Raw genomic sequence first — 24,604 nt, forward strand, 5'->3', positions numbered from 1 at the left:
TTAACTTAACCAGCCCTGAAGAATGATTAACATCACTAAATAGATAAACGAATGACGCTGCTTTTGATTTTTCAGAAGTGGTGATTTAGTGTGTTTTACCTTTGTGGAAGTTGATATTTCTTTTTAAGATCTGTATTTGTATATTGAAAATAAAAGTCATTTATTGACTTCTTAAATAAAGAATAGTACTGATGTGAAATAAAATATTGTTTGTTTTGTTTGTGTTAAAACGAAGTGCGGTTTCGTGAGAAAGTGCACTTTGTTAAAAGGAGGATTAAATTTAATCCTCCTTTTTAATGAATAACATCAGTCTTTTATAGAAAGGATGTTTGGTAAGGGTGGAGGCATCTCCTAATATAACAAGCTTCATTCGTGCCCTTGTAATCGCTACATTCATTCTTCGCAAATCATTCAGGAAGCCAATCTGTCCATCCTCGTTGGCACGTACAAGACTGATGAAAATAACATCTCTCTCCTGTCCCTGAAAACCGTCTACCGTGTTTACGGTGATGAGGCTGCGGAAGGGACGTAAAAAGCTATTCCCTTTGATCTTTCCCCTCAAATATTGCACTTGCGCTTTGTAGGGTGAAATCAGACCGAAATCAATTCTTTCATCCAGTATCCGTTCTTTGCCGATACGTTCGATATATGCTTCCAGTTCCTGTAGTAATAGATTGGCTTCCTGCTTGTTGATGCGTCCGAAACTCTCGCCTACAAAATCTTCGTGAAAGTCCATTTCTGAAGTATCAATCCAGTTCATAGGAGTGTCAAAGTCAAGAATACCTCGGTAGCGTACTTCCGGGGCGGCTTCCAATTCTCCGTGGTAGAACCAGTCGGAAGGAAACTGCATGATGGCCTCGTGCATTCTGTACTGTACTTTTAGTAAAGAGACAGCAGAAGGCTTTAGCTGAACCACTTTTTCCATTAACGTGTGATCCAGTCCTCCACGAGCGGCTTCTATACATTTGATAGTCGGCGGAAGCTGGCAATGATCTCCTGCAAGGATGACACGGTCTGCCTTACGGATGGCAATCCAGCAGGCAGCTTCGAGGGCTTGTGCAGCTTCGTCGATGAATAAAGTCGAAAAACGACGTCCGTTGAGCAGGCGGTGGTTGCTGCTGACTAGGGTAGAAGCAATCACGCGGGCACTGTCGAAAAGATCGGCATTGATTTGTATTTCCAACTCCGTGGCGCGGTCGCGGAGATGGCTTATGCGATTACGCATACCTTCCCGTTCAGAATAACTACCCCGTCGCATCCGGCTACCCATTTCACGGATTGATTTGCGAATTCCCCAAAGCTCCGGATAGGCAGGATGACTTTCAAACCGGCGTTCGTAGGTGGATGAAAGCATTTTGTCGTTGACTCGGGTTGGATTTCCAATGCGTAGCACGGGTACTCCCCGGTCTACCAGTTTCTCACAAATCCAGTCGACAGCCGTGTTGCTTTGCGCACAGACAAGCACTTGTGGTTCCCGGTGCAATGTTTCGTAAATCGCTTCGACAAGAGTCGTTGTCTTTCCGGTTCCCGGAGGACCGTGAACAATAGATACATCACGCGTACATAGCACCTTGTTGACTGCTGTTTCCTGTGTACTGTTCAGCCATGGGAAGCGGACAGGATATAATTCGCGGAATCCCGGCTTTTGGGGACCCAGCAAAATGTCGCGCAGTTCCGCCAGGCGGTTGTCTTTGGCGCGTATCGTGTCTTCCAGTGCCTCGAACATGGCCCGGTACGATGTTTCGTCAAAATAAAGTTGTACTCCCAGTATACCGTCAGTTTGCAGTTCCGCTAAAGCTCCCGCTCCGGGGAGTACAACGACCATTCGTTCTTCGTCGGCAAAGCTGACGGTAGCGATGAAATCCATATATTTCACTTTTCCTTCGAATGACTGGTGGAAAAAGCAAACAGGACGGCCGAACTCAAAGGAATGCTCTATTTCTTTATTTTCGGTCCGTGTAATATCTATTACAAGCTGATTCAGCGAATTGTAGTAACTTCGGCCAAGAGAGACAGGATACCAGCAGAGACCGCGCTTCACTTTACGGGCAACGCCCATTGTTTCGGTCTGCCGCTTAAATTCTTCCTTCTCATATTCATACTCCATCCGCAGGAGGAGTTGCTGTTGCTGAAGGTCTATAATGGGACTTTTCGGATTATTACTCATAATAGGCGCAAAGGTAACAAATCTTCGTTCCGGGTAGAAAAAATATTTCATTTTGTTAAACATTACTCGAACGCCGTTCGTTATTTTAATAGATAGACTAAAAAAACAAAAAGCAATATGGTATATGATGTGACTATGTTAGAAGCTTTCTACGCTGCTTATAAAGGAAAGGTAGAACACGTACGGGCTATACTGAAACGCCCTTTGACGTTGGCCGAGAAGATTTTGTATGCTCATCTGTATGATGTAGCCGATTTGAAAGATTACAAACGTGGGGAGGATTATGTGAATTTCCGTCCCGACCGTGTGGCTATGCAGGATGCAACTGCGCAGATGGCTTTGCTCCAATTTATGAATGCAGGTAAGGATCAGGTGGCTGTGCCTTCGACAGTGCATTGCGATCACTTGATACAGGCGTATAAAGGTGCAAAGGCGGATATTGCTACGGCAAGACTGACTAATGAAGAAGTATACGATTTCCTCCGTGATGTATCTTCCCGTTATGGCATTGGCTTCTGGAAACCGGGAGCAGGAATTATCCATCAGGTAGTGCTCGAAAACTATGCTTTCCCCGGTGGTATGATGGTGGGAACAGACTCTCATACGCCTAATGCAGGCGGACTGGGCATGGTGGCTATCGGTGTCGGTGGCGCGGATGCTGTGGATGTGATGACAGGAATGGAATGGGAGCTGAAAATGCCGAAGATTATTGGTGTTCGTCTGACCGGAAAACTGAGCGGTTGGACTTCTCCGAAAGACGTGATTCTGAAGCTGGCCGGCATCCTTACCGTAAAAGGAGGAACGAATGCTATTATCGAATATTTTGGTCCCGGAACCGAATCCCTTTCTGCTACCGGGAAAGCTACCATTTGCAATATGGGTGCCGAAGTTGGAGCTACTACCTCTTTATTCCCCTTTGACGGGCGCATGGCTACTTATTTGAGAGCTACCGGAAGAAATTGTGTAGTCGATTGGGCTGAATCTGTTGATGCAGATCTTCGTGCAGACGACATTGTGACCGACGAACCATCCAACTATTACGATCGTGTAATTGAAATAGACTTGTCAGAACTCGAACCTTATATAAACGGGCCGTTTACACCGGATGCCGCTACTCCTATCTCTGAATTTGCAGAAAAAGTGTTATTGAACGGCTACCCTCGTAAAATGGAGGTGGGCTTGATAGGTTCATGTACCAATTCTTCTTATCAGGATTTGAGCCGTGCAGCTTCTCTGGCAAAGCAGGTGACAGAAAAGAATTTGAGCGTCGCTTCTCCGCTGATCGTCAATCCGGGTTCGGAGCAAATTCGGGCTACTGCCGAAAGAGACGGCATGATTGAAGCTTTTGAACGGCTGGGAGCCACGATTATGGCAAATGCTTGTGGACCTTGTATCGGTCAGTGGAAACGTCAGACGGACGATCCGACACGGAAAAACTCAATCGTCACCTCTTTCAATCGTAATTTTGCCAAACGCGCTGACGGTAATCCCAATACCTATGCGTTTGTAGCTTCTCCGGAACTAACGATGGCGTTAACGATAGCCGGTGATCTCTGTTTCAACCCGTTGAAAGACAGATTGGTGAATCATAACGGAGAAAAAGTGAAACTCTCCGAGCCTGTAGGAGATGAACTTCCTTTGAAAGGTTTTGAACAGGGAAATGAGGGATATATTGCCCCCCACGGAGCAAAAACGGAAATCAGGGTAAAACCGGATTCCCAACGTCTCCAGCTTCTGACTCCTTTCCCGGCATGGGACGGACAGGACTTGCTGAACATGCCTTTATTGATTAAAGCACAGGGAAAATGTACTACCGACCATATCTCTATGGCAGGTCCGTGGCTCCGCTTCCGTGGACATTTGGAGAATATTTCCGACAATATGCTGATGGGGGCTGTCAATGCTTTCAATGGTGAAACGAACCGTGTTTGGAATCGTTCGACAAATACTTATGGAACAGTTTCCGGTACGGCAAAGATGTATAAATCCGAAGGTATTCCGTCTATTGTTGTTGCCGAAGAGAATTATGGAGAAGGTTCCAGCCGTGAACATGCAGCCATGGAACCACGCTTCCTCAATGTACGTGTCATTTTGGCTAAGAGTTTTGCCCGTATCCACGAAACAAATCTGAAAAAACAAGGAATGCTTGCTCTTACTTTTGTAGATAAAGCAGACTATGATAAAATTCGGGAACACGATCTTCTGTCCGTATCAGGCTTAGTCCATTTCGCACCGGGGCGCAATTTGACGATTGTTCTTCATCACGAAGACGGAACGAAAGAAAGTTTTGAAGTGCAACATACCTATAATGAACAGCAGATAGCTTGGTTCCGTGCCGGTTCTGCCTTAAATGCAAGATAAAAAATGAGCAAAATAACCATGCAAACAGATGGTACGCTGTTGGTACCCGATGTGCCTACCGTACCTTATATTACCGGCGATGGAGTAGGAGCCGAAGTGACTCCTGCCATGCAAGCCGTAGTGGACGCAGCTATCCGGAAAGCATACGGCGGCAAACGTCGGATCGAATGGAAAGAAGTGTTGGCGGGAGAACGTGCCTTCAACGCGACTGGTTCCTGGTTGCCGGATGAAACAATGGAAACTTTTCAGGAATACCTGGTAGGAATCAAAGGTCCGTTGACAACTCCTGTCGGAGGTGGAATCCGTTCGTTGAACGTAGCACTGCGTCAGACACTTGATTTATACGTCTGTCTTCGTCCGGTTCGTTGGTATCAGGGCGTACAGTCGCCTGTCAAATCACCGGAGAAAGTGAACATGTGTGTGTTTCGTGAAAATACGGAAGATATTTATGCAGGTATCGAATGGGAAGCCGGAACTCCGGAAGCTGAAAAGTTCTATCAATTCCTGAAAGATGAAATGGGCGTGACAAAAGTCCGTTTCCCGGAAACCTCTTCTTTCGGTGTGAAACCTGTATCACGTGAGGGCACGGAGCGTCTTGTACGTGCTGCCTGCCAGTATGCGCTCGACCATCATTTGCCTTCCGTAACGCTGGTGCATAAAGGGAATATCATGAAGTTTACCGAAGGTGGTTTCAAAAAATGGGGCTACGAACTGGCGCAACGTGAATTTGGCGATGCTTTGGCAGATGGCAGACTGGTGATAAAAGATTGCATTGCGGATGCTTTCTTACAAAATACACTCCTGATTCCCGAAGAATATTCCGTGATAGCCACCTTAAACCTCAACGGAGACTATGTTTCTGACCAACTGGCGGCTATGGTAGGCGGTATCGGTATCGCTCCGGGAGCAAATATCAACTACCAGACAGGTCATGCCATCTTTGAAGCGACTCACGGAACAGCCCCCAATATTGCGGGAAAAGATGTGGTGAACCCTTGTTCTATTATCCTTTCGGCAGTAATGATGCTCGAATATTTTGACTGGAAAGAAGCGGCTGCTCTGATAGAGAAAGCCTTGGAACAAAGCTTCTTGGACGCTCGCGCTACACACGATTTAGCCCGTTTTATGCCGAATGGAACCTCCCTCTCTACTTCCGCTTTCACTCGTGAGATCGTGGAAAGAATTGAAAAACAAAAGTAACGAATAAAAAACGAAGAAAGATGAAAAAAGAGTACTTGATTTACAAGCTTTCCGAGGAAATGAAGGAAGCTACCCGGATTGATACAGAATTGTTCTCCAAGTTTGATGTGAAGCGCGGATTGCGTAATGAAGACGGCACAGGTGTATTGGTAGGTTTAACCAGAATCGGTAATGTAGTAGGATATGAACGTGTTCCGGGTGGTGGACTGAAGCCCATACCGGGAAAACTGTTCTATCGCGGTTATGATGTGGAAGATATTTCTCATGCCATTATCAAAGAGAAACGCTTTGGTTTTGAAGAAGTGGCTTACCTGCTGCTTTCCGGACGTCTGCCGGATAAAGAAGAACTGCTTTCTTTCCGTGAGTTGATTAACGACAATATGCCGTTGGAACAGAAAACGAAAATGAACATCATCGAGTTGGAAGGAAACAACATCATGAATATTCTTTCACGCAGTGTACTCGAAATGTATCGTTTTGACGCAAATGCGGATGATACTTCCCGGGATAACCTGATGCGTCAGAGTATTGAACTGATTTCGAAATTCCCCACTATCATCGCTTATGCTTATAATATGCTTCGTCATGCTACTTTCGGACGTTCTCTGCATATCCGCCATCCGCAGGAAAAGCTTTCTATTGCCGAGAATTTCCTGTATATGCTGAAAAAAGACTATACCGAACTGGATGCACGCACCCTCGATTTGTTGCTGATTCTTCAGGCAGAGCATGGTGGTGGTAATAACTCCACTTTCACCGTTCGTGTTACTTCTTCTACCGGAACAGATACTTATTCGGCCATCGCCGCAGGTATCGGTTCGCTGAAAGGCCCGCTTCATGGAGGTGCCAATATTCAGGTTGCCGACATGTTCCACCATCTGAAAGAGAATATCAAGGACTGGACAAGTGTCGATGAAATAGACACTTACTTCACCCGGATGTTGAACAAAGAAGTGTATAACAAGACCGGACTGATCTATGGTATAGGACATGCCGTTTATACCATTTCCGACCCTCGTGCTCTTCTATTGAAGGAACTGGCTCGCGACCTTGCCCGTGAAAAAGGCAGAGAAAGCGAATTTGCTTTTCTCGAACTGTTGGAAGAACGTGCCATCGCTACTTTCGGACGTGTTAAAAACAATGGAAAGACAGTATCCAGCAATATCGACTTCTATTCGGGCTTCGTTTATGAAATGATCGGTTTGCCGCAGGAAATCTTCACCCCTCTGTTTGCCATGGCGCGTATCGTAGGCTGGTGTGCACACCGCAATGAAGAATTGACTTTCGACGGTAAACGGATTATCCGCCCGGCTTATAAGAATGTGCTTGATGATTTGGCTTATATTCCAATTAAGAAACGCTGATAAAAACAAATCCTTTTATTGAATAGATAAGTAATCCCGGATGTGTGTCTGATCATTTCAGGTATGCATCCGGGAAATTTTACATTTTCTCCTTTTTTATGTTCGTAAAAGAATGTACTTCAGATTCTTTCTATTTTTTGTATCGTCGTTTATCTCATTTTTGTTATTTTTGCGTGTTACAAAATAGATCGATATGAGTATAGATGCTTTTAATCTGTTTCTGGGTGTGATGAGCCTGATTGCTTTGCTTGTTTTTATCTCCCTTTACTTTGTGAAAGCCGGATATGGTATTTTCCGCACGGCATCGTGGGGTGTAGCTATCTCCAATAAACTAGCCTGGATATTGATGGAAGCTCCGGTTTTCGTGGTGATGTGCGTGATGTGGATATATTCCGAACGTAGGTTCGAGCCGGTGATCTTTACTTTCTTCCTCTTCTTTCAAATCCACTATTTTCAGCGTGCTTTCATTTTCCCACTGTTGCTGACTGGGAAAAGTAAGATGCCGCTGGCAATCATGTCGATGGGAGTTCTTTTTAATTTGCTGAATGGCTATATGCAAGGAAAATGGATCTTTTATCTTGCTCCCGAAACGATGTATCAATCCGGTTGGTTCACTTCGCCGTGGTTTATTATAGGCACACTGCTCTTTTTCACAGGTATGTTGTTGAACTGGCATTCGGATTATATCATCCGCCATTTGCGCAAACCGGGAGATACCCGGCATTATCTGCCTCAAAAAGGGATGTACCGTTATGTCACTTCCGCCAACTATTTCGGTGAGATAGTAGAATGGGCAGGTTGGGCGATACTCACTTGTTCACTTTCCGGCTTGGTCTTCCTTTGGTGGACGATTGCTAACCTTGTTCCCCGTGCCAACGCTATTTGGTGCCGTTATCGCGAAGAATTCGGAGACGCAGTGGGAGAACGGAAACGAGTGTTTCCTTTCCTTTATTAGGGACGCTCTTCATCACGATTTACATATGACTTAAATAAAATATCAACTACTATGGAATCTAAACTTTTTAGCCCGGTCACCTTTGGCCCTTTGACGCTGCGGAATCGAACGATCCGTTCGGCAGCTTTTGAGAGTATGTGTCCGGAGAATACTCCCACGCAGATGTTGCTGGATTACCATCGGTCGGTAGCTGCGGGGGGAGTGGGTATGACAACAGTGGCTTATGCTGCCGTGACACAAAGCGGACTTTCTTTCGACCGTCAGTTGTGGTTGCGTCCGTCCATTATTCCCCGTTTACATGAACTGACAAAGGCTGTGCACGATGAAGGTGCCGCAGTAGGTATACAAATCGGGCATTGTGGAAATATGTCCCATAGAAATATTTGTGGTGTCACTCCTATATCCGCATCTTCAGGCTTCAACCTCTATTCTCCTACGTTTGTGCGTGGAATGGAAAAAGAGGAGCTGCCGGAAATGGCGAAAGCGTATGGAAATGCAGTCAATCTGGCGAGGAAAGCCGGATTTGACGCCGTTGAAGTACATGCGGGGCACGGCTATTTGATTAGTCAATTCCTGTCTCCCTACACCAATCATCGGAAAGATGAATATGGTGGTTCGCTCGAAAACCGGATGCGTTTTATGGATATGGTGATGGAAGAAGTGATGAAAGCGGCAGGCAGTGATATGGCAGTTTTCGTAAAAATGAATATGCGCGACGGCTTCAAAGGAGGAATGGAGATAGACGAATCCATACAAGTGGCCAAACGTCTGTTGGAACTTGGCGCTCATGGATTGGTGTTGAGTGGTGGTTTTGTCAGTAAAGCGCCGATGTATGTAATGAGAGGTGCCATGCCGATTCGTTCGATGTCTTACTATATGAATTGTTGGTGGCTGAAATACGGAGTCCGTATGTTTGGCAAATGGATGATACCCTCTGTACCCTTCAAAGAGGCCTATTTCCTTGAAGATGCACTGAAATTCCGTGCGGCTCTTCCGGATGCGCCGTTGATTTATGTCGGTGGTCTTGTTTCCCGTCAGAAAATAGATGAAGTGCTCGATTCCGGTTTTGATGCCGTGCAGATGGCGAGAGCTTTGCTCAACGAACCGGGATTTGTGAACCGGATGAAACAGGAGGAACAAGCACGTTGCAACTGTGGACACAGTAATTATTGCATAGGACGTATGTATACGATAGAAATGGCTTGTCATCAACATTTGAAAGAACAATTACCTTCCTCTTTACAAAAGGAGATTGATAAACTGGAGAAAAAATGAGTGAAATGAAATGGGCAATCATCACCGGTGCGGACGGAGGAATGGGAACAGAAATAACACGTGCCGTAGCCAAAGCCGGTTATCGAATCATAATGGCTTGTTATCATCCGCAGAAAGCGGAGGTTGTTCGTGAACGTTTGAGCAAGGAAACCGGAAACCCGGATTTGGAAGTAATAGCTATCGATTTATCTTCTATGCAATCCGTAGTTGCTTTTGCCAGTCAGATCTTAGAAAGGAATCTTCCCATCTCTTTGTTGATGAATAATGCCGGAACGATGGAGACAGGTTTTCATACTACTTCCGAAGGATTCGAACGAACGGTAAGTGTGAACTACATGGGACCTTATCTGCTTACCCGGAAATTAATTCCGTTGATGGTGCGTGGAGCGCGTATCGTAAATATGGTTTCCTGTACATACGCAATCGGCAAGCTCGACTTCCCGGATTTCTTTCATAGAGGGAAAACGGGAACGTTTTGGAGGATTCCTGTTTACAGTAACACGAAGCTGGCTTTATTATTATTTACTTTCGAACTTTCCGAGCAACTTCGAGAGAAGGGGATTACCGTCAATGCTGCCGATCCGGGAATTGTTTCTACTGATATCATCACTATGCACAAGTGGTTCGATCCGTTGACGGATATTTTTTTCCGTCCTTTTATCCGTAAACCCAAGAAAGGGGCTTCTACGGCAATCGGTTTACTGTTGGACGAAAAGGAAGCCGGTGTGACAGGGCAACTGTATGTCAATAACCACCGGAAAAACTTGTCTGATAAATACACGAATCATGTGCAAAAAGAGCAGTTGTGGGAGGTAACGGAACGTGCGTTGGCGAGTTGGCTGAAGTAGGTTTTCTTTTCTTTTTTTATTTAAATTATCCAGTATTTACTTATATATAGGTATTGTACATATCTATATACCTCATTTTTGTTGTCTTATTTTTACCAATAGATAGGGATTGTTTGGCATCCCTCTTTCTGCTTACCTTTGCATCGCTTTTAAAGCAATGAAAAGGTTATAAAGTAAAAAGGTAAAAAGGAGATGAGCAATAAATATTTTTTGGTTTTTCTGGCATTCTTGTTTTCCGTATCCGTATATTCACAACATGGGCGTCACCGTAGTAGTTTAATTTCGGGCAGAGTGATGTCCACGGAGAAAGAAGTGGTGGATTTTGCGACAGTTTATCTGAAAGGAACCAACCAAGGATGCTATACCGATGAAAAAGGTATATATCATTTGAAAACTACAGCAGGTGAATATACACTCGTCGTTTCGGCTATCGGTTATCAAACGGTAGAAAAGAAAGTTAAATTAGCCAAGGGAGAAAGAATAAAAGTAAACGTCACTATCGCGCCGGCGGTAAAAGAACTGGGAGAGGTGCTGGTCACGACATCCGGAGTCGGCCGTGTGAATCAGTCTGCTTTTAATGCGGTAGCCATTGATGCGAAGAAATTGCATAACAGTACGCAGACTTTGGCGGGTGCACTGACTAAAGTGCCCGGTGTAAAACTCCGCGAATCAGGTGGAGTGGGGTCGGATATGCAATTGTATATCGATGGCTTTAGCGGAAAACATGTGAAAATCTTCATTGACGGCGTACCACAGGAAGGAGCCGGTGCTGCATTCGATTTGAACAATGTTCCTATTAATTTTGCTGACCGTATAGAAGTCTATAAAGGAGTGGTTCCCGTAGGATTCGGAACCGATGCCATTGGGGGAGTGGTTAATATTGTCACCAACAAACAACCCGGAAAGTGGTTTATGGATGCTTCCTATTCTTACGGATCGTTTAATACTCATAAATCATACGTGCGCTTCGGACAAACGTTTAAGAATGGTTTTATGTATGAAGTCAATGCTTTTCAAAACTTTTCGGATAATGATTATTATGTAGATACTTACGTACGCGAATTTGAGATTAAAGAAGATGGAAGCGTACGTTTCCCGCCACTTGACAAAAATAAGATTTATCATCTGAAACGTTTTAATGACCAGTATCATAATGAAGCCGTGATTGGAAAAATCGGCCTGGTAGGAAAGAAATGGGCAGACCGTTTGGCGTTGAGTTTCAATTATTCCCATTTCTATAAAGAGTTACAAACAGGCGTTTATCAAGATGTCGTGTTCGGTGAAAAATTCCGCAAAGGACATTCGTTGGTCCCTTCTTTAGAATATTACAAAAAGAACTTATTGGTGAAAAACCTGGATCTGCTGTTGACTGCCAATTACAATCATAATATCACCAACAATGTCGATACCGCTTCGCGGGCTTACAACTGGCGTGGAGATTTTTATGAAAAAGGCAGCCGGGGAGAACAGTCTTACCAGAACAGTGAATCTAAAAATAAAAACTGGAATGGGACGCTGAAGATGAATTACCATATCGGACAGGCGCATACGTTTACTTTCAGTCATGTAATCAGTGATTTTGAACGTACGAGCCGCTCTACCATCGGTGCTTCTTCCAAATTCACGGACTTTTCTATTCCTAAAATCACCCGTAAAAACGTCAGCGGGCTTTCTTACCGTCTGATGCCGTCGGACAGATGGAATGTGTCGGCATTTGCCAAATATTATCGGCAATACAACAAGGGACCGGTATCGCAGAATACGGATGGAATAGGCAATTATATCAATCTGTCCAATACGGCAAGTGCTCTTGGATATGGAGCGGCAGGTACCTATTTTATATGGAAAGATCTTCAGGTGAAACTTTCGTACGAAAAGGCTTTCCGCCTGCCGACCACGGACGAACTCTTTGGAGATGAAGACCTTGAAGCTGGTAAAATGAATCTGAAACCGGAGAAAAGTGATAATGTCAATTTGAGTTTCAGCTATAATCATCAGTTTGGCAAGCATGGATTGTATGCCGAGGCCGGTTTGATATATCGGGATACGAAAGATTATATAAAAAGAGGACTGGACGTATTGGGAGGAACAAGCTACGGATATTATGAGAACCACGGTCACGTAAGGACCAAAGGGTATAATTTGTCATTGCTTTATAGCTTCTCGCGTTGGTTTGATATAGGAGGAACATTCAATAGCATCGATACTCGTGATTACGAAAAGTTTCTGGCGGGTTCCTCTTTGCAAGAAAGCATGCACTATAAAGTGCGTATGCCGAATCTGCCCTATCGTTATGCTAATATCAATGCAAATTTTTATTGGAATGACCTGTTTGTCAAAGGAAATGTGTTGAGCATCGGCTATGATAGCTACTGGCAGCACGATTTTCCTCTTTACTGGGAGAATCTCGGAGATAAAGATTCAAAGAATATGGTGCCGGAACAGTTTTCTCATAATCTGTCTTTGTCCTACACCATGAAGAATGGACGTTATAATGTATCATTTGAATGTCGGAATTTCACCGATGCCCAACTGTTTGACAATTTTAGTCTGCAAAAAGCGGGGCGCGCATTCTATGGAAAGTTCAGAGTGTTTTTCGGTAAATAATAAGAGTAAGTTTTTAGTATCAATCAATAATAAAGAATATATGAAGAAGTTTTTATTACAGGCTTTTGCCATAGCTTTTTGCTTGAGTAGCGGTGTGTTTGTGGCATCTTGCGACGATGATAATAATCCGGTGGATAACCCGCCAATTGATGGAGAAACGGCTTATGTGGTGGCTGCCACAACCGGTGAAGCAAGTTATTTGGTAGTAGCCAATTCTTTGGATGAAGGAACAGTGTCGACTCAAGGGAATGGAACCGAGGTGATTGGCGGTACCTATTGGGTATATAAAGGATTGGATTATGTGTTTGCTTTAGTTTATAATAAAGGTGGCGCAGGTACAGGAGCTTCCTATTATCTGGGGGCAGATGGTAAAATGAAAGAAAAGTACACATACACTTATAATCGTATCACGTCTTATGGAACCTGGGGGGATAAAGTGGTGACTGTTTCCACCGGGGACTCGAAAATAACAGATGAGGATCAGAATGTGGCTCAAGCATTGTTGTTCAACTATTTGGATGCGACCGATGGCAGTCAGGAAGAGGGTACCTTGCTTGCCGAAAATTACTTGGGTAATGGTGAAAAAGTTTCATGGGCAGGTCTGGTTGAAGCTAACAATAAGATTTATACATCTGTCATCCCAATGGGAATGAGTAAGTACGGTATTAAAAAATGGCCGGAAGCTGTGACAGATCAGGAACTTGTGACTAAGACTGACGGTGGTAGCGGCAGCGGTGCATATACAGCCGGTGTCATTCCTTCTACACAATACCCGGATAATGCTTATGTGGCAATTTATAGTGGCACGAACTTCAATGAGACTCCGGTGATTGCCAAGACTGATAAAATAGGCTATGCATGCGGTCGTATGCGTTCACAATATTATCAGACCATTTGGGCCGCTGATAATGGTGACGTCTATGTGTTCTCTCCCGGATATGGACGTACGGCAGTTTCATCTTCAGATTTGAAGAAGGTAACAGGACAGAAGCCTTCGGGCGCAATGCGTATCAAAGCAGGCGCAACAGATTTCGATCCGGATTACTATGTGAACTTTGAAGAGATAGGCACTAAACATCCTATTTTCCGTTGCTGGCACATCTCTGAAGATTACTTCCTGCTTCAATTGTATAAAAAGGGAGCGGAAGATATGATTAATGGCGGTACAAGTGCAGATGTTAGCGAATTAGCTGTTTTCAAGGCGGAAGATCAGACGATTATGCCTGTTACAGGTCTGCCGGCTGACGGAAAGTTTGGTGGCGAGCCTTATGGAGAAAAAGGGTATGCTTATATGGCTGTCACTGTGACTACGGGCGAGAAACCGGCCTTCTATAAAATAGACGCAAAAACAGGCAAGGCAGTCAAAGGTTTGACGGTAGAGGCTGACGCTATCACTACGGTAGGTAAGATGGAATATCTTTCAAAATAATACAGTCGGTTAAATAGAGAATCTTTTGTAGATAAAAGCCTGCCGAGCGGAAAGCTTTGCAGGCTTTTTCAAGAAATAGTAATGAAAACATGAAAAAAATATTCAGAAAGATACATTTGTGGCTTTCCGTCCCTTTCGGACTGATAATAACTCTTGTCTGCTTCTCCGGTGCCATGCTGGTATTTGAAAATGAGGCGAATGAGTGGTTTCGACGCGACCTTTACTACGTAGAAACGGTAAAGGGGCCTCCTCTTCCTATGGATAAGTTGCTTGAAAAAGTGGCGACGACATTGCCTGACAGTGTAGCGGTGACCGGTGTCAGCATATCTTCTGATCCCGGACGTGCGTATCAGGTTAGTCTTTCCAAACCACGTCGTGCATCTTTGTATGTAGACCAGTATACGGGCGAAGTAAAAGGAAAAAGCGAGCGTAGCGGCTTTTTTATGTTTATGTTCCGAATGCATCGCTGGCTTCTGGATAGTATGAATCCGGGAAATGAAGGAATCTTTTGGGGCAAAATGATTGTAGGTGTCAGTACGCTTTTACTTGTTTTTGTACTGATTTCGGGAATTGTCATTTGGTGGCCGCGTACACGTAAAGCATTGAAGAATAGCCTGAAAATAACAGCAACAAAAGGTTGGAGAAGGTTTTGGTATGACTTGCATGTGGCAGGTGGAATGTATGCTCTGATCTTTCTACTGGCTATGGCACTGACGGGATTGACCTGGTCTTTTCCGTGGTATCGGACGGCTTTCTATAAGGTCTTCGGGGTAGAAGTACAGCAACGTGCCGCCCAAGGACATGAACAGAAAAGTGATGCTCAAAAGAGAAATACCAAACTGGCAGCCCATCGGGAAAAGAAAAGAGAAGGAAATGAGGTTCGAAAGGGTGAAAGAAGCAGACGTCCGGAAAACAATCATAGTGATATGTACTCGGTAACTTCACCATTCGTTTATTGGCAAGAGATTTATGATAAACTAAGACGTCAGAATCCGGAGTATAAGCAAATCAGTATTTCTTCTGGTACGGCAAGCGTGTCTTTCAACCGTTTCGGTAATCAGCGGGCATCTGACCGTTATTCTTTCAATACGGATAATGGTGAATTTACAGAAACAAGTCTTTATCAACATCAAGACAAGTCGGGAAAGATTCGTGGTTGGATTTATTCTGTGCATGTTGGTAACTGGGGAGGAATGTTTACTCGCATACTTACCTTTATTGCTGCCTTATTGGGGTCTGCACTACCACTGACTGGATATTATTTATGGATAAAAAGACTCATAAAGGTACGGAAATGAATGAAATTTTTTCCTACTATAAAGTTGAAAAACATAAAAACATCTGCCACCTGCAACGAAAAGCGTGTAATACACTAGTTAATAGATAGTTGTAACGTTGCAGATACCTGTGGCAGATAGGTTGCAGATAAAGTATCTGCAACACGTTATATAATCAAAGAAAAAGCCTTGATCCCTTTGTGCAAAGCTATGGGATAATTGGGGGACCCTATGGAGAAACTGTAGTGTCCCGCCTTAGAAACTCTCGTTTCCTGCCGTGGAAACTGTAATTTCTAATGCCGGAAACGACAGTTCCCCGCCTGGAAACGGGAAGTTAATGTATACAATAAACTTCTGCACCCATGGAGAATTGGCTTTGCAAGGCTTATACTGTGTGGCAGATACTTTGATCTGCAACCTATCTGCAACAGTATCTGCAACGTTACAACTATCTATTAACTAGTGTATTACACGCGTTTGGTTGCAGGTGGCAGATGTTTTCATGTTTTTTCAACTTTATAGTAGGAGGATTACGCATCAAAATTAGGGTCGCAACCGTAAGTCATAAAACAAATTCACCTCTGTGTCCTCCGTGTCCTCTGTGGTGAAAAGAAGCATTGAATAAATGAAAGAAGAGCGGTGAATGATAAGGAAATCTCCCGTTCATCCACCGCTCTTTATCTTATATACTGATATAAGCTGAACTCCTAAAAATAAAAAGATTAGATTGAAAGCTCTTTCAATACAGTGACAAGATCTCTCTTGATTGGTTTGTCATTCTTAATAGCCTTGCTGAACGGTACGTAAACGATTTCATCATGTTCGATTCCGATCATTACGTTACGTTGATCTTCCATAATAGCATCGATAGCAGCAGCACCGAGGCGGCTTGCCAGGATACGGTCGTGGGCAGTTGGGCTACCACCACGTTGCAGGTGACCTAAAATCGTCACACGTACATCATATTGCGGATATTCGTTTTTCACACGTTCGGCATAATGCATGGCTCCTCCTGTCAGTTCGCTTTCGGCTACCAATACAATGCTACTGTTTTTTGATTTGCGGAATCCGTTTTTGATAAACTCTTCCAGTTGGTCGACTTCCGTACTGAATTCCGGAATAATGGCAGCTTCCGCACCCGAAGCGATAGCTCCGTTCAACGCAAGGAAACCGGCATCACGTCCCATAACTTCAACGAAGAACAAACGTTCATGTGAAGTGGCTGTGTCGCGAATCTTATCTACGGCATCCAATATGGTATTCAATGCAGTATCATATCCGATGGTCGTATCTGTACCATAAAGGTCGTTGTCAATAGTTCCCGGCAGTCCGATACATGGAACATCAAATTCCTGTGCAAAGATACGCGCACCTGTCAGTGAGCCGTCTCCACCAATGATAACCAAAGCATCGATGCCTTCTTTTTTCATGTTGTCATAAGCCAACTGACGACCTTCCGGAGTCGTGAACTCTTTACAACGTGCCGTTTTCAGGATAGTACCACCCAACTGGATGATGTTACTCACATTCTGACTCTTGAATTCTTTGATTTCACCTGTAACCAGACCTTTATATCCTCTGTATATACCTTTAACTTGCAATCCATTGTAGATGGCTGCACGTGTCACTGCACGTATAGCAGCGTTCATTCCCGGAGCATCACCTCCGGAGGTCAAAATTCCGATACACTTAACTGTTCCCATATAACAATCTCTCATTAATTAGTTTGACGCGGCAAATGTACAACAAAAAGTTGAAAGCAGTGGTTATGAAGTTTTTTTTCGTAAGAAGAAAACATTAAAAATGTTCAAATGACCTTTTTTCGCTTTCCTTTTATTCGTTCATGTTACTTTGCCGTTTCCTTATGTTGCTTTGCTATTATTCTTTGTCAGAATAAAGCTGTTATTCTTTGATGAGCGTCCGAATGTGATTGTAAATCTTCTCCATCAACCATTTAGGAGTAGAAGTCGCACCACATACGCCAATTGAATTTACGTTTTGAAGGAGAGAAGGATCTATTTCTTTCTCGTTATCTATCAAATGTGAATTGGTGTTCACCTTCAAACACTCCTCGAACAGCATTTTTCCGTTTGAACTCTTTTTGCCGCTGACGAAAAATATCAAATCGTGTGTAGCCGCAAATTCCCGAAGCTTAGGCATCCGGTTGGCAACCTGACGACAGATAGTATCATAATATTCGAAAGTCGCCTCCGGTGAAATATGTTGCTTGAAGTATTCCACAATTTCCTGAAACTCGTCCAGTGACTTGGTAGTCTGTGAGAAAAGACGGATGCTTTTGTTTAAATCCAACTTTTTGGCTTCTTCTGCCTTTTCGATGACAATTGCTTTTCCATCTGTTTGACCCACCAATCCCAGCACTTCAGCATGACCGCTTTTGCCGTATATGACAATTTGTTTTTCTTTGTCACTGTCTGCCAGATACCCTTGTCTGATACGTTTTTGCAAACGTAATACTACCGGACAGGTCGCATCGATAATTTCTATATTATTTTCACGGGCAATCATGTAAGTTTCCGGTGGCTCTCCGTGTGCGCGAAGCAATACTTTGGCATTCTTCAGTTGTTTGAATTCTTCCCGGTTGATCGTGATTAATCCCATCGTTTTAAGCCTTTCCACTTCCCGGCTATTGTGTACAATATCTCCGAGACAATAGAGAGTCTCTCCCTTTGCCAACTCCTCTTCTGCCTTATGAATGGCTGTCACCACACCAAAGCAGAAGCCGGAATCTTCGTCTATCTCTACCTTGATCATAAAGCAAATTATTTACTTACCTTATTAAATTGTCCGAAAAGCCATTCCTTTTGCTCTTCAATCGATAAGTGGGTGTTATCCAGAAGCAGAGCATCTTCAGCTTTGCGAAGTGGACTTACTTCCCGGTTCTGGTCGATATAATCCCGTTGTTTCACGTTTTCCAGAATTTCGTCGAAGCTGGCTTCCTGTCCTTTTGCTTTCAGCTCGTCATAACGGCGTTGAGCACGGATTTCGGGAGTGGCGGTTACAAATATTTTCAGTTCCGCATCCGGGAAAACGGTAGTTCCTATATCCCGGCCATCCATGACGATGCCCTTTTCCTTTCCCATTGCTTGTTGCTGCGCCACCATTTCTTCACGTACGATGTCAAGCGTACTGATAGGGCTCACTTTGGAAGAAACCTCCATTGAACGGATTTTATTCTCCACATTCACGCCGTTCAGATACGTGTCGGGACGTCCGGTTTCTTTATTCAGCTGGAAAGATATACGAATATTCTTGATTTCTTTTTTCAGTTTCTCCGTATCGATCACGTCTCCGTTGAAAATCCCGTTCTCTATACTATATAAAGTGACCGCACGATACATGGCTCCACTGTCAATGTAAATGTAACCCACTTCGCGGGCAAGATCTTTGGCCATTGTACTTTTTCCACAAGAGGAAAAGCCATCGATTGCAATTGTTATCTTTTTCATATTCAGTTCATCTGATTTGTTCGCCAAAGATACGGTAAATTTGAAAATCAACCATAAGTTTGCCGTTAAAAGGAGCAAGACAAGTACGAAAGAATTAAAAAAGTTAAAAAGCCGGATAAAAAGAGGCAAAGAGGGAAACGAATACATGAAAATGTACTATATTTGCCCGGAGACACATGAAAGGACACTTTTTTTTAATCATTATATTAATAAATTTATGGAAGTTAAAAAATCACCCAAGGCAGACCTGGAAGGCAAGAAGTCTACATGGTTGCTCGTTGGTTACGTGGTAGTTCTAGCTTTCATGTTCGTGGCGTTCGAATGGACCCAGCGTGACGTGAAGATAGATACAAGCCAGGCAGTAGCCGATGTCGTGTTTGAAGAGGAAATTATTCCTATTACCGAAACCCCTGAACAAGCAGCTCCACCACCACCTGAAGCTCCAAAGGTAGCAGAATTGCTGGAGATTGTGGATGATAAAGCTGATATTGAGGAAACAACAACTATTATCAATGAAGATAATCAAGCTCGTGTAGAAGTAAAATATGTGCCTGTACAAGTGGTTGAAGAAGAACCGGAAGAACAGACTATTTTCGAGGTTGTAGAAAATATGCCGGACTTCCCGGGCGGACAAGCAGCTTTGATGCAGTATCTGGCAAAAAATATTAAATATCCGACTATCGCACAGGAAAACGGAACTCAAGGACGTGTTATCGTACAGTTCGTTGTTAACAGAGACGGTAGTATCGTAGATGCGAAGGTTGTACGTAGCGTCGACCCGTATCTGGATAAAGAAGCCCTCCGTGTGATTAATACCATGCCGAAGTGGAAACCAGGTATGCAGCGCGGAAAACCGGTACGTGTTAAATTTACAGTTCCTGTGATGTTTAGATTGCAGTAATTTGTAACACTATAAATGGAGAGGCTGCTTTCGGCAGCCTCTTTTTATTCATTAATTTTTTTATTCATCATGTTTACAGCTTCTCAATTACTCGATAAGATAAATAATCATATTTCTGAAATCCAGTTTACCCGGACGCCGAAAGGACTTTATGAACCGATTGAATATATCCTTTCTCTGGGTGGGAAGCGGATACGTCCTGTATTAATGTTGATGGGATATAACTTGTATCGGGAGGATGTTGCGTCTATATACGATCCTGCCACTGCGATTGAAGTTTACCACAATCACACCTTGTTGCATGATGATTTGATGGATCGTTCGGATGTGCGCAGAGGGAAACCTACCGTGCACAAGGTCTGGAATGATAATACTGCTGTACTTTCGGGAGATGCTATGTTGATTCTGGCATTTCGGTATATGACGGGTTGTCCACCGGAACACCTGAAAGAAGTGATGGATTTATTCAGTTTGACTACACTCGAAATCTGTGAAGGACAGCAACTGGATATGGAATTTGAATCTCGCTGTGACGTTACAGAAGACGAATACATTGAAATGATTCGTTTGAAAACAGCCGTGTTGCTTGCGGGTAGTCTTAAAATAGGTGCAATTCTGGCAGGAGCGACTGCTGAAGATGCAGAAAATCTATATAATTTTGGAATGCATATTGGAGTAGCATTCCAGTTACAGGATGATTTGTTGGATGTATATGGTGATCCGGAAGTGTTCGGGAAGAAGATAGGTGGAGACATCCTCTGCAATAAAAAAACATATATGCTTATCAAAGCACTGAACCGTGCGGATGAAAAGCAGCATGCTGAATTGAATCGTTGGTTGAATGCGGAGGCTTTTCAACCTTCTGAAAAAATCGAAGCGGTAACTGAAATCTATAATCAGTTGAATATCCGCAATATTTGTGAAAGCAAAATGCGTGAATATTATACGTTCGCTATGGAAAGTCTGGCGGCGGTAGCTGTTGCGGAAGACAGAAAAAAAGAACTGAAGAATCTGGTGAAATTATTAATGTATCGTGAAATGTAGTTAAGTATCGGAGATATGCCTTATAGACGACTACCAAATACTGATCAAGCAAGAGTTCGGGCGCTGAAAGCGGCTGTCGAAAAGGGAGAGATGTATAATGTGCGTGACTTGGCTATTACATTGAAGACATTATTTGAAGCGCGTAACTTTTTGCATCGGTTTGAGGCAGCGCAAATTTATTATACCCAGTGCTACGATAATCAGTCGCGTGCCAGCCGTAAACACCAGATGAATGTGAAGACTGCCCGGCTGTATATCTCTCATTTTATTCAGGTGCTCAATTTGGCAGTGCTTCGTGATGAAATCAAGGTGGCACATAAAGAGTTATATGGCTTGCCTGCTTCCAATACCGTACCGGACCTGTTGAGTGAAGCCTCTCTGGTAGAGTGGGGGAAGAAAATAATCGAAGGCGAACAATTAAGGACCACTCAAGGTGGCATACCTATTTATAATCCGACTATTGCACGCGTAAAAGTGCATTATGATATTTTTCTGGAAAGCTATGAACGGCAGAAGAACTATCAGGCATTAACCAATCGTAGTCTTGATGAACTGGCGTCTATGCGTGACCGTGCCGATGAATTGATTTTGGATATCTGGAATCAGGTAGAAGCCAAATACCAGGATGTCACTCCCAATGATACCCGATTAGAAAAATGCCGCGACTATGGACTGATATATTATTATCGCTCCAGCGAAAAAATAAAAGAAGAAAAAGAAATATCATGTTGATCGATACTCATTCTCATCTTTTTGTTGAAGAATTTACCGAAGACCTGCCATTGGTGATGGAACGTGCGCAGAAAGCGGGAGTTTCCTATATTTTTATGCCCAATATAGACAGTACGACCATTGATGCTATGTTGTCGGTTTGTAGGGATTATCCGGGATTTTGCTATCCGATGATCGGACTGCACCCTACTTCTGTCAATGAATCGTATGAACAGGAATTAGCGATTGTTCACAAATACTTGTCGACTTCCCGTGAGTTTGTGGCTATCGGAGAAATAGGTCTTGATCTTTATTGGGACAAGACTTTTCTGAAAGAGCAAATCTTGGTTTTTGAAAAGCAAATAGAGTGGGCGCTGGAATATGGTCTTCCCATTGTAATCCATTCAAGAGAAGCGTTTGAATATATATATAAGGTAATGGAACCCTATAAAAATACCTCTTTGACCGGCATTTTTCATAGTTTTACCGGGACATCGGAAGAAGCGGCGAAATTGTTGGAATTTGAAGGATTTATGTTAGGTATCAATGGAGTTGTAACTTTCAAGAAATCGACTTTGCCGGAGGCATTGACGACTGTTCCTTTAGAGCGCATTGTGCTCGAAACCGATTCTCCCTATTTGGCTCCCGTGCCGAACCGGGGAAAGAGAAATGAAAGTGCCAATGTGAGAGACACACTCATGAAGGTGGCTGATATTTATCAGAGGGATCCGGAGTACGTGGCACAGGTCACTTCTGTGAATGCGCTAAAAGTGTTCGGAATCCGCAAATAAGGTTCGAAAGGTTTTAAATTATATTAATTTGCCGTATTTATTCGAGATAAAAGAGGGAGAATGCTTCTTGAAAAGAAAAAAAAGAATACATTTGTAGCTGAAAATGCTGAAAACTCAGAGGGAGAGATGCTCGAGTGGTTGAAGAGGCACGCCTGGAAAGCGTGTATACGCCAAAAGCGTATCCGGGGTTCGAATCCCCGTCTCTCCGCAGAAATGAAAGAGAGATGAGAAGTAAATACAATAATAATAATCAATTAATTAATCTTAAAAATTAGACACACAATGAAAAAGTTATTTGCAATTGTTGCTGTGATTGGGGCCTTCACTTTTGGCTCAATTCAACTTGCTCAGGCTCAAGACGCTCCTGCAGCAGAACAAACTGAACAACAAGCTGCTCCTGCCGCTGAAGCTACTACAGCTGATGCTCCTGCTGCAGAAGAGGGTGGTATTCACAAGGAAATCAAAGTTAAATTCATCGAAGGTACTGCATCTTTCATGAGTTTGGTAGCTATCGCTTTGGTGATCGGTTTGGCTTTCTGTATTGAACGTATCATTTATTTGAGTTTGGCTGAAATCAACACAAAAAAATTCATGGCATCTATCGAAGCTGCTTTGGAAAAAGGTGATGTTGAAGCTGCTAAAGACATTGCTCGTAACACCAGAGGTCCGGTTGCTTCTATCTACTACCAAGGTTTGATGAGAATCGATCAAGGTATTGACGTAGTTGAGAAGTCAGTTGTATCTTATGGTGGTGTACAGGCAGGTTACCTTGAAAAAGGATGTTCTTGGATCACACTGTTTATCGCAATGGCTCCGTCACTCGGATTCTTGGGTACTGTAATTGGTATGGTGCAGGCATTTGATAAAATCCAGCAGGTAGGTGATATCTCTCCGACGGTTGTTGCAGGTGGTATGAAAGTTGCCTTGATTACAACTATCTTCGGTTTGATCGTAGCATTGATCCTTCAGGTATTCTACAACTACGTACTTTCTAAAATTGAGGCTCTTACAAGTGAAATGGAAGATTCTTCTATCTCTTTGCTTGATATGGTAATCAAATATAACTTGAAATACAAAAAATAATCTAAAATGAGTAAGTTAACATATAGAATATCGTATTACGCACTGTATGCGATGTTTGCTATTATTCTGATCGTTATTGGCTTGTTCTTCTTAGGAGGAGATGCCTCGGGCGATGCCTTAATTCCGGGAGTAGATCCCGAAATGTGGCAACCGGCTCAAACAGACGCCTTACTCTATCTGATGTACGTTTTGTTTGGCTTAGCCATTGCAGCCACTGTTATTGCTGCTGTATTCCAATTTGGTGCAGCTTTGAAGGATAACCCGGCAAATGCCATCAAGTCTTTACTTGGTTTGGTTCTTTTAGCTGTTGTTCTTATTGTAGCTTGGGCAATGGGTGATGGTACACCAATGCAGATTCCTGGCTATAGTGGTACAGACAATGTTCCTTTTTGGCTGAAAGTAACTGATATGTTCCTTTATTCTATTTACATATTGTTGTTTGTGACAGTTGTTGCAATCATTGCGAGTGGTATAAAGAAAAAATTGTCGTAATCAATTGAGGATACTCGATTAAATAAGTTATTAAAATGGCAAAAGGAAAAAGAAAAGTTCCTGATATAAACTCAAGTTCTACGGCGGATATTGCTTTCTTGTTGCTGATCTTCTTCTTGATTACAACATCAATGGATACGGACCGTGGTTTGGCAAGACTTTTGCCTCCACCACCCGAAGATGAAAAGAATGAGAATACCGATAAAATTAAAGAACGTAACATCCTGCAGGTTTATCTGAATAAAGATGATGCTTTGATGTGCGGGAATGATTATATTGGTGTTGATCAGTTGAGGCAGAAAGCCAAAGAGTTTATTGCTAACATCAATAACGCTGAGAATATGCCGGAAAAGACACAAAAAAATGTCGATTTCTTTGGTACTACTCTTGTTAATGATAAGCATGTAATTTCTTTGCAGAATGACCGCGGGTCTTCTTATCAGGCATATATAAGTGTGCAGAACGAATTGGTAGCTGCATACAATGAATTGAGAGATGAGTTAGCTCAAGAAAAGTTTGGGGTTACTTACGCTGAACTGAATGATGCACAGCAGAAAGCTGTTCGTGAAGTTTATCCGCAACGAATTTCTGAAGCAGAACCTAAAAAATACGGAGAAAAAAAGAAGTAAGTA

At 43.2% G+C, this 24,604-nt stretch carries 20 protein-coding genes and 1 tRNA gene; 17 read left to right on the forward strand and 4 right to left on the reverse strand.

Annotated elements, in window-relative coordinates; all coding sequences use genetic code 11:
- Positions 1 to 280: 280 nt before the first annotated feature.
- On the reverse strand, positions 281 to 2,218 hold the full coding sequence (locus DXA54_RS11850; RefSeq protein WP_050428295.1) for an AAA domain-containing protein: 1,938 nt from the start codon (positions 2,216 to 2,218) through the stop codon (positions 281 to 283).
- 66 nt (positions 2,219 to 2,284) lie between these two features.
- Between DXA54_RS11850 and DXA54_RS11855 the strand changes: the two genes are divergently transcribed.
- The 9 genes from DXA54_RS11855 to DXA54_RS11895 all read left to right on the forward strand — a co-directional run bounded on the left by DXA54_RS11855 (position 2,285) and on the right by DXA54_RS11895 (position 15,504).
- Entirely contained in the window at positions 2,285 to 4,528 is a 2,244-nt protein-coding gene (locus DXA54_RS11855; RefSeq protein WP_008650281.1) for an aconitate hydratase, read from the forward strand.
- Positions 4,529 to 4,531: 3 nt separating this feature from the next.
- Positions 4,532 to 5,728, forward strand: coding sequence for an NADP-dependent isocitrate dehydrogenase (gene icd, locus DXA54_RS11860; protein WP_008650282.1), 1,197 nt, complete (start codon positions 4,532 to 4,534; stop codon positions 5,726 to 5,728).
- Positions 5,729 to 5,748: 20 nt separating this feature from the next.
- Positions 5,749 to 7,092: a citrate/2-methylcitrate synthase gene (locus DXA54_RS11865; protein ID WP_008650283.1), complete on the forward strand. Its 1,344-nt coding sequence runs from the start codon at positions 5,749 to 5,751 to the stop codon at positions 7,090 to 7,092.
- Positions 7,093 to 7,285: 193 nt separating this feature from the next.
- Entirely contained in the window at positions 7,286 to 8,047 is a 762-nt protein-coding gene (locus DXA54_RS11870) for a DUF1295 domain-containing protein (RefSeq protein WP_008650284.1), read from the forward strand.
- Between the two features lie 51 nt (positions 8,048 to 8,098).
- Positions 8,099 to 9,322 (forward strand): NADH:flavin oxidoreductase, encoded by a 1,224-nt coding sequence (locus DXA54_RS11875; protein WP_008650285.1) that lies wholly within the window; start codon positions 8,099 to 8,101, stop codon positions 9,320 to 9,322.
- On the forward strand, positions 9,319 to 10,170 hold the full coding sequence (locus tag DXA54_RS11880; RefSeq protein ID WP_004321850.1) for an SDR family oxidoreductase: 852 nt from the start codon (positions 9,319 to 9,321) through the stop codon (positions 10,168 to 10,170). Before DXA54_RS11875 ends, DXA54_RS11880 begins: the two co-directional genes overlap by 4 nt.
- Before the next feature lie 192 nt (positions 10,171 to 10,362).
- Entirely contained in the window at positions 10,363 to 12,777 is a 2,415-nt protein-coding gene (locus tag DXA54_RS11885; RefSeq protein ID WP_120079542.1) for a TonB-dependent receptor, read from the forward strand.
- 40 nt (positions 12,778 to 12,817) lie between these two features.
- Complete coding sequence (locus DXA54_RS11890; RefSeq protein WP_004306780.1) at positions 12,818 to 14,206, forward strand: DUF4374 domain-containing protein; 1,389 nt, start codon at positions 12,818 to 12,820, stop codon at positions 14,204 to 14,206.
- Positions 14,207 to 14,295: 89 nt separating this feature from the next.
- Positions 14,296 to 15,504 carry a PepSY-associated TM helix domain-containing protein gene (locus DXA54_RS11895; RefSeq protein WP_120079544.1) on the forward strand — a complete coding sequence of 403 codons (1,209 nt, stop codon included), beginning with the start codon at positions 14,296 to 14,298 and terminating at the stop codon, positions 15,502 to 15,504.
- A 701-nt stretch (positions 15,505 to 16,205) separates the two neighbouring features.
- Here DXA54_RS11895 and pfkA read toward each other — a convergent pair.
- The 3 genes from pfkA to cmk all read right to left on the reverse strand — a co-directional run bounded on the left by pfkA (position 16,206) and on the right by cmk (position 18,950).
- Positions 16,206 to 17,186 carry a 6-phosphofructokinase gene (gene pfkA, locus DXA54_RS11905; RefSeq protein WP_004297914.1) on the reverse strand — a complete coding sequence of 327 codons (981 nt, stop codon included), beginning with the start codon at positions 17,184 to 17,186 and terminating at the stop codon, positions 16,206 to 16,208.
- A 199-nt stretch (positions 17,187 to 17,385) separates the two neighbouring features.
- Entirely contained in the window at positions 17,386 to 18,255 is an 870-nt protein-coding gene (locus DXA54_RS11910) for a 4-hydroxy-3-methylbut-2-enyl diphosphate reductase (RefSeq protein WP_004312427.1), read from the reverse strand.
- An 8-nt stretch (positions 18,256 to 18,263) separates the two neighbouring features.
- Complete coding sequence (gene cmk / locus DXA54_RS11915) at positions 18,264 to 18,950, reverse strand: (d)CMP kinase (RefSeq protein WP_120079594.1); 687 nt, start codon at positions 18,948 to 18,950, stop codon at positions 18,264 to 18,266.
- A gap of 217 nt (positions 18,951 to 19,167) precedes the next feature.
- Here cmk and DXA54_RS11920 point away from each other — a divergent pair, with 217 nt between their 5' ends.
- The 8 genes from DXA54_RS11920 (at position 19,168) to DXA54_RS11955 (ending at position 24,601) form a co-directional block, all read left to right on the forward strand.
- Entirely contained in the window at positions 19,168 to 19,851 is a 684-nt protein-coding gene (locus DXA54_RS11920; RefSeq protein ID WP_004306792.1) for an energy transducer TonB, read from the forward strand.
- A 69-nt stretch (positions 19,852 to 19,920) separates the two neighbouring features.
- Complete coding sequence (locus tag DXA54_RS11925) at positions 19,921 to 20,895, forward strand: polyprenyl synthetase family protein (RefSeq protein ID WP_004306794.1); 975 nt, start codon at positions 19,921 to 19,923, stop codon at positions 20,893 to 20,895.
- Between the two features lie 15 nt (positions 20,896 to 20,910).
- Positions 20,911 to 21,627, forward strand: coding sequence for a hypothetical protein (locus DXA54_RS11930; RefSeq protein WP_004297925.1), 717 nt, complete (start codon positions 20,911 to 20,913; stop codon positions 21,625 to 21,627).
- Positions 21,621 to 22,397, forward strand: coding sequence for a TatD family hydrolase (locus DXA54_RS11935; RefSeq protein ID WP_004327306.1), 777 nt, complete (start codon positions 21,621 to 21,623; stop codon positions 22,395 to 22,397). The genes DXA54_RS11930 and DXA54_RS11935 overlap by 7 nt, the downstream gene beginning before the upstream one ends.
- Before the next feature lie 120 nt (positions 22,398 to 22,517).
- A tRNA-Ser gene (locus tag DXA54_RS11940) sits at positions 22,518 to 22,605 on the forward strand.
- A 74-nt stretch (positions 22,606 to 22,679) separates the two neighbouring features.
- Complete coding sequence (locus DXA54_RS11945) at positions 22,680 to 23,480, forward strand: MotA/TolQ/ExbB proton channel family protein (RefSeq protein ID WP_120079546.1); 801 nt, start codon at positions 22,680 to 22,682, stop codon at positions 23,478 to 23,480.
- A 6-nt stretch (positions 23,481 to 23,486) separates the two neighbouring features.
- A complete protein-coding gene (locus tag DXA54_RS11950) occupies positions 23,487 to 23,972 on the forward strand; it encodes a hypothetical protein (RefSeq protein WP_004297929.1) in 486 nt (161 codons plus the stop codon).
- 35 nt (positions 23,973 to 24,007) lie between these two features.
- Positions 24,008 to 24,601 (forward strand): ExbD/TolR family protein, encoded by a 594-nt coding sequence (locus DXA54_RS11955; protein WP_004297930.1) that lies wholly within the window; start codon positions 24,008 to 24,010, stop codon positions 24,599 to 24,601.
- Positions 24,602 to 24,604 lie beyond the last annotated feature (3 nt).

It is taken from the genome of Bacteroides sp. OF03-11BH (assembly GCF_003604005.1).
Classification (GTDB): Bacteria; Bacteroidota; Bacteroidia; order Bacteroidales; family Bacteroidaceae; genus Bacteroides; species Bacteroides ovatus.

What these genes read in the sequence shown, in the direction of transcription:
- DXA54_RS11850 (WP_050428295.1), bottom strand. Translation starts at nt 2,218, where the DNA reads ATGAAATATTTTTTCTACCCGGAACGAAGATTTGTTACCTTTGCGCCT.
- DXA54_RS11855 (WP_008650281.1), top strand. Translation starts at nt 2,285, where the DNA reads ATGGTATATGATGTGACTATGTTAGAAGCTTTCTACGCTGCTTATAAA.
- icd (WP_008650282.1), top strand. Translation starts at nt 4,532, where the DNA reads ATGAGCAAAATAACCATGCAAACAGATGGTACGCTGTTGGTACCCGAT.
- DXA54_RS11865 (WP_008650283.1), top strand. Translation starts at nt 5,749, where the DNA reads ATGAAAAAAGAGTACTTGATTTACAAGCTTTCCGAGGAAATGAAGGAA.
- DXA54_RS11870 (WP_008650284.1), top strand. Translation starts at nt 7,286, where the DNA reads ATGAGTATAGATGCTTTTAATCTGTTTCTGGGTGTGATGAGCCTGATT.
- DXA54_RS11875 (WP_008650285.1), top strand. Translation starts at nt 8,099, where the DNA reads ATGGAATCTAAACTTTTTAGCCCGGTCACCTTTGGCCCTTTGACGCTG.
- DXA54_RS11880 (WP_004321850.1), top strand. Translation starts at nt 9,319, where the DNA reads ATGAGTGAAATGAAATGGGCAATCATCACCGGTGCGGACGGAGGAATG.
- DXA54_RS11885 (WP_120079542.1), top strand. Translation starts at nt 10,363, where the DNA reads ATGAGCAATAAATATTTTTTGGTTTTTCTGGCATTCTTGTTTTCCGTA.
- DXA54_RS11890 (WP_004306780.1), top strand. Translation starts at nt 12,818, where the DNA reads ATGAAGAAGTTTTTATTACAGGCTTTTGCCATAGCTTTTTGCTTGAGT.
- DXA54_RS11895 (WP_120079544.1), top strand. Translation starts at nt 14,296, where the DNA reads ATGAAAAAAATATTCAGAAAGATACATTTGTGGCTTTCCGTCCCTTTC.
- pfkA (WP_004297914.1), bottom strand. Translation starts at nt 17,186, where the DNA reads ATGGGAACAGTTAAGTGTATCGGAATTTTGACCTCCGGAGGTGATGCT.
- DXA54_RS11910 (WP_004312427.1), bottom strand. Translation starts at nt 18,255, where the DNA reads ATGATCAAGGTAGAGATAGACGAAGATTCCGGCTTCTGCTTTGGTGTG.
- cmk (WP_120079594.1), bottom strand. Translation starts at nt 18,950, where the DNA reads ATGAAAAAGATAACAATTGCAATCGATGGCTTTTCCTCTTGTGGAAAA.
- DXA54_RS11920 (WP_004306792.1), top strand. Translation starts at nt 19,168, where the DNA reads ATGGAAGTTAAAAAATCACCCAAGGCAGACCTGGAAGGCAAGAAGTCT.
- DXA54_RS11925 (WP_004306794.1), top strand. Translation starts at nt 19,921, where the DNA reads ATGTTTACAGCTTCTCAATTACTCGATAAGATAAATAATCATATTTCT.
- DXA54_RS11930 (WP_004297925.1), top strand. Translation starts at nt 20,911, where the DNA reads ATGCCTTATAGACGACTACCAAATACTGATCAAGCAAGAGTTCGGGCG.
- DXA54_RS11935 (WP_004327306.1), top strand. Translation starts at nt 21,621, where the DNA reads ATGTTGATCGATACTCATTCTCATCTTTTTGTTGAAGAATTTACCGAA.
- DXA54_RS11945 (WP_120079546.1), top strand. Translation starts at nt 22,680, where the DNA reads ATGAAAAAGTTATTTGCAATTGTTGCTGTGATTGGGGCCTTCACTTTT.
- DXA54_RS11950 (WP_004297929.1), top strand. Translation starts at nt 23,487, where the DNA reads ATGAGTAAGTTAACATATAGAATATCGTATTACGCACTGTATGCGATG.
- DXA54_RS11955 (WP_004297930.1), top strand. Translation starts at nt 24,008, where the DNA reads ATGGCAAAAGGAAAAAGAAAAGTTCCTGATATAAACTCAAGTTCTACG.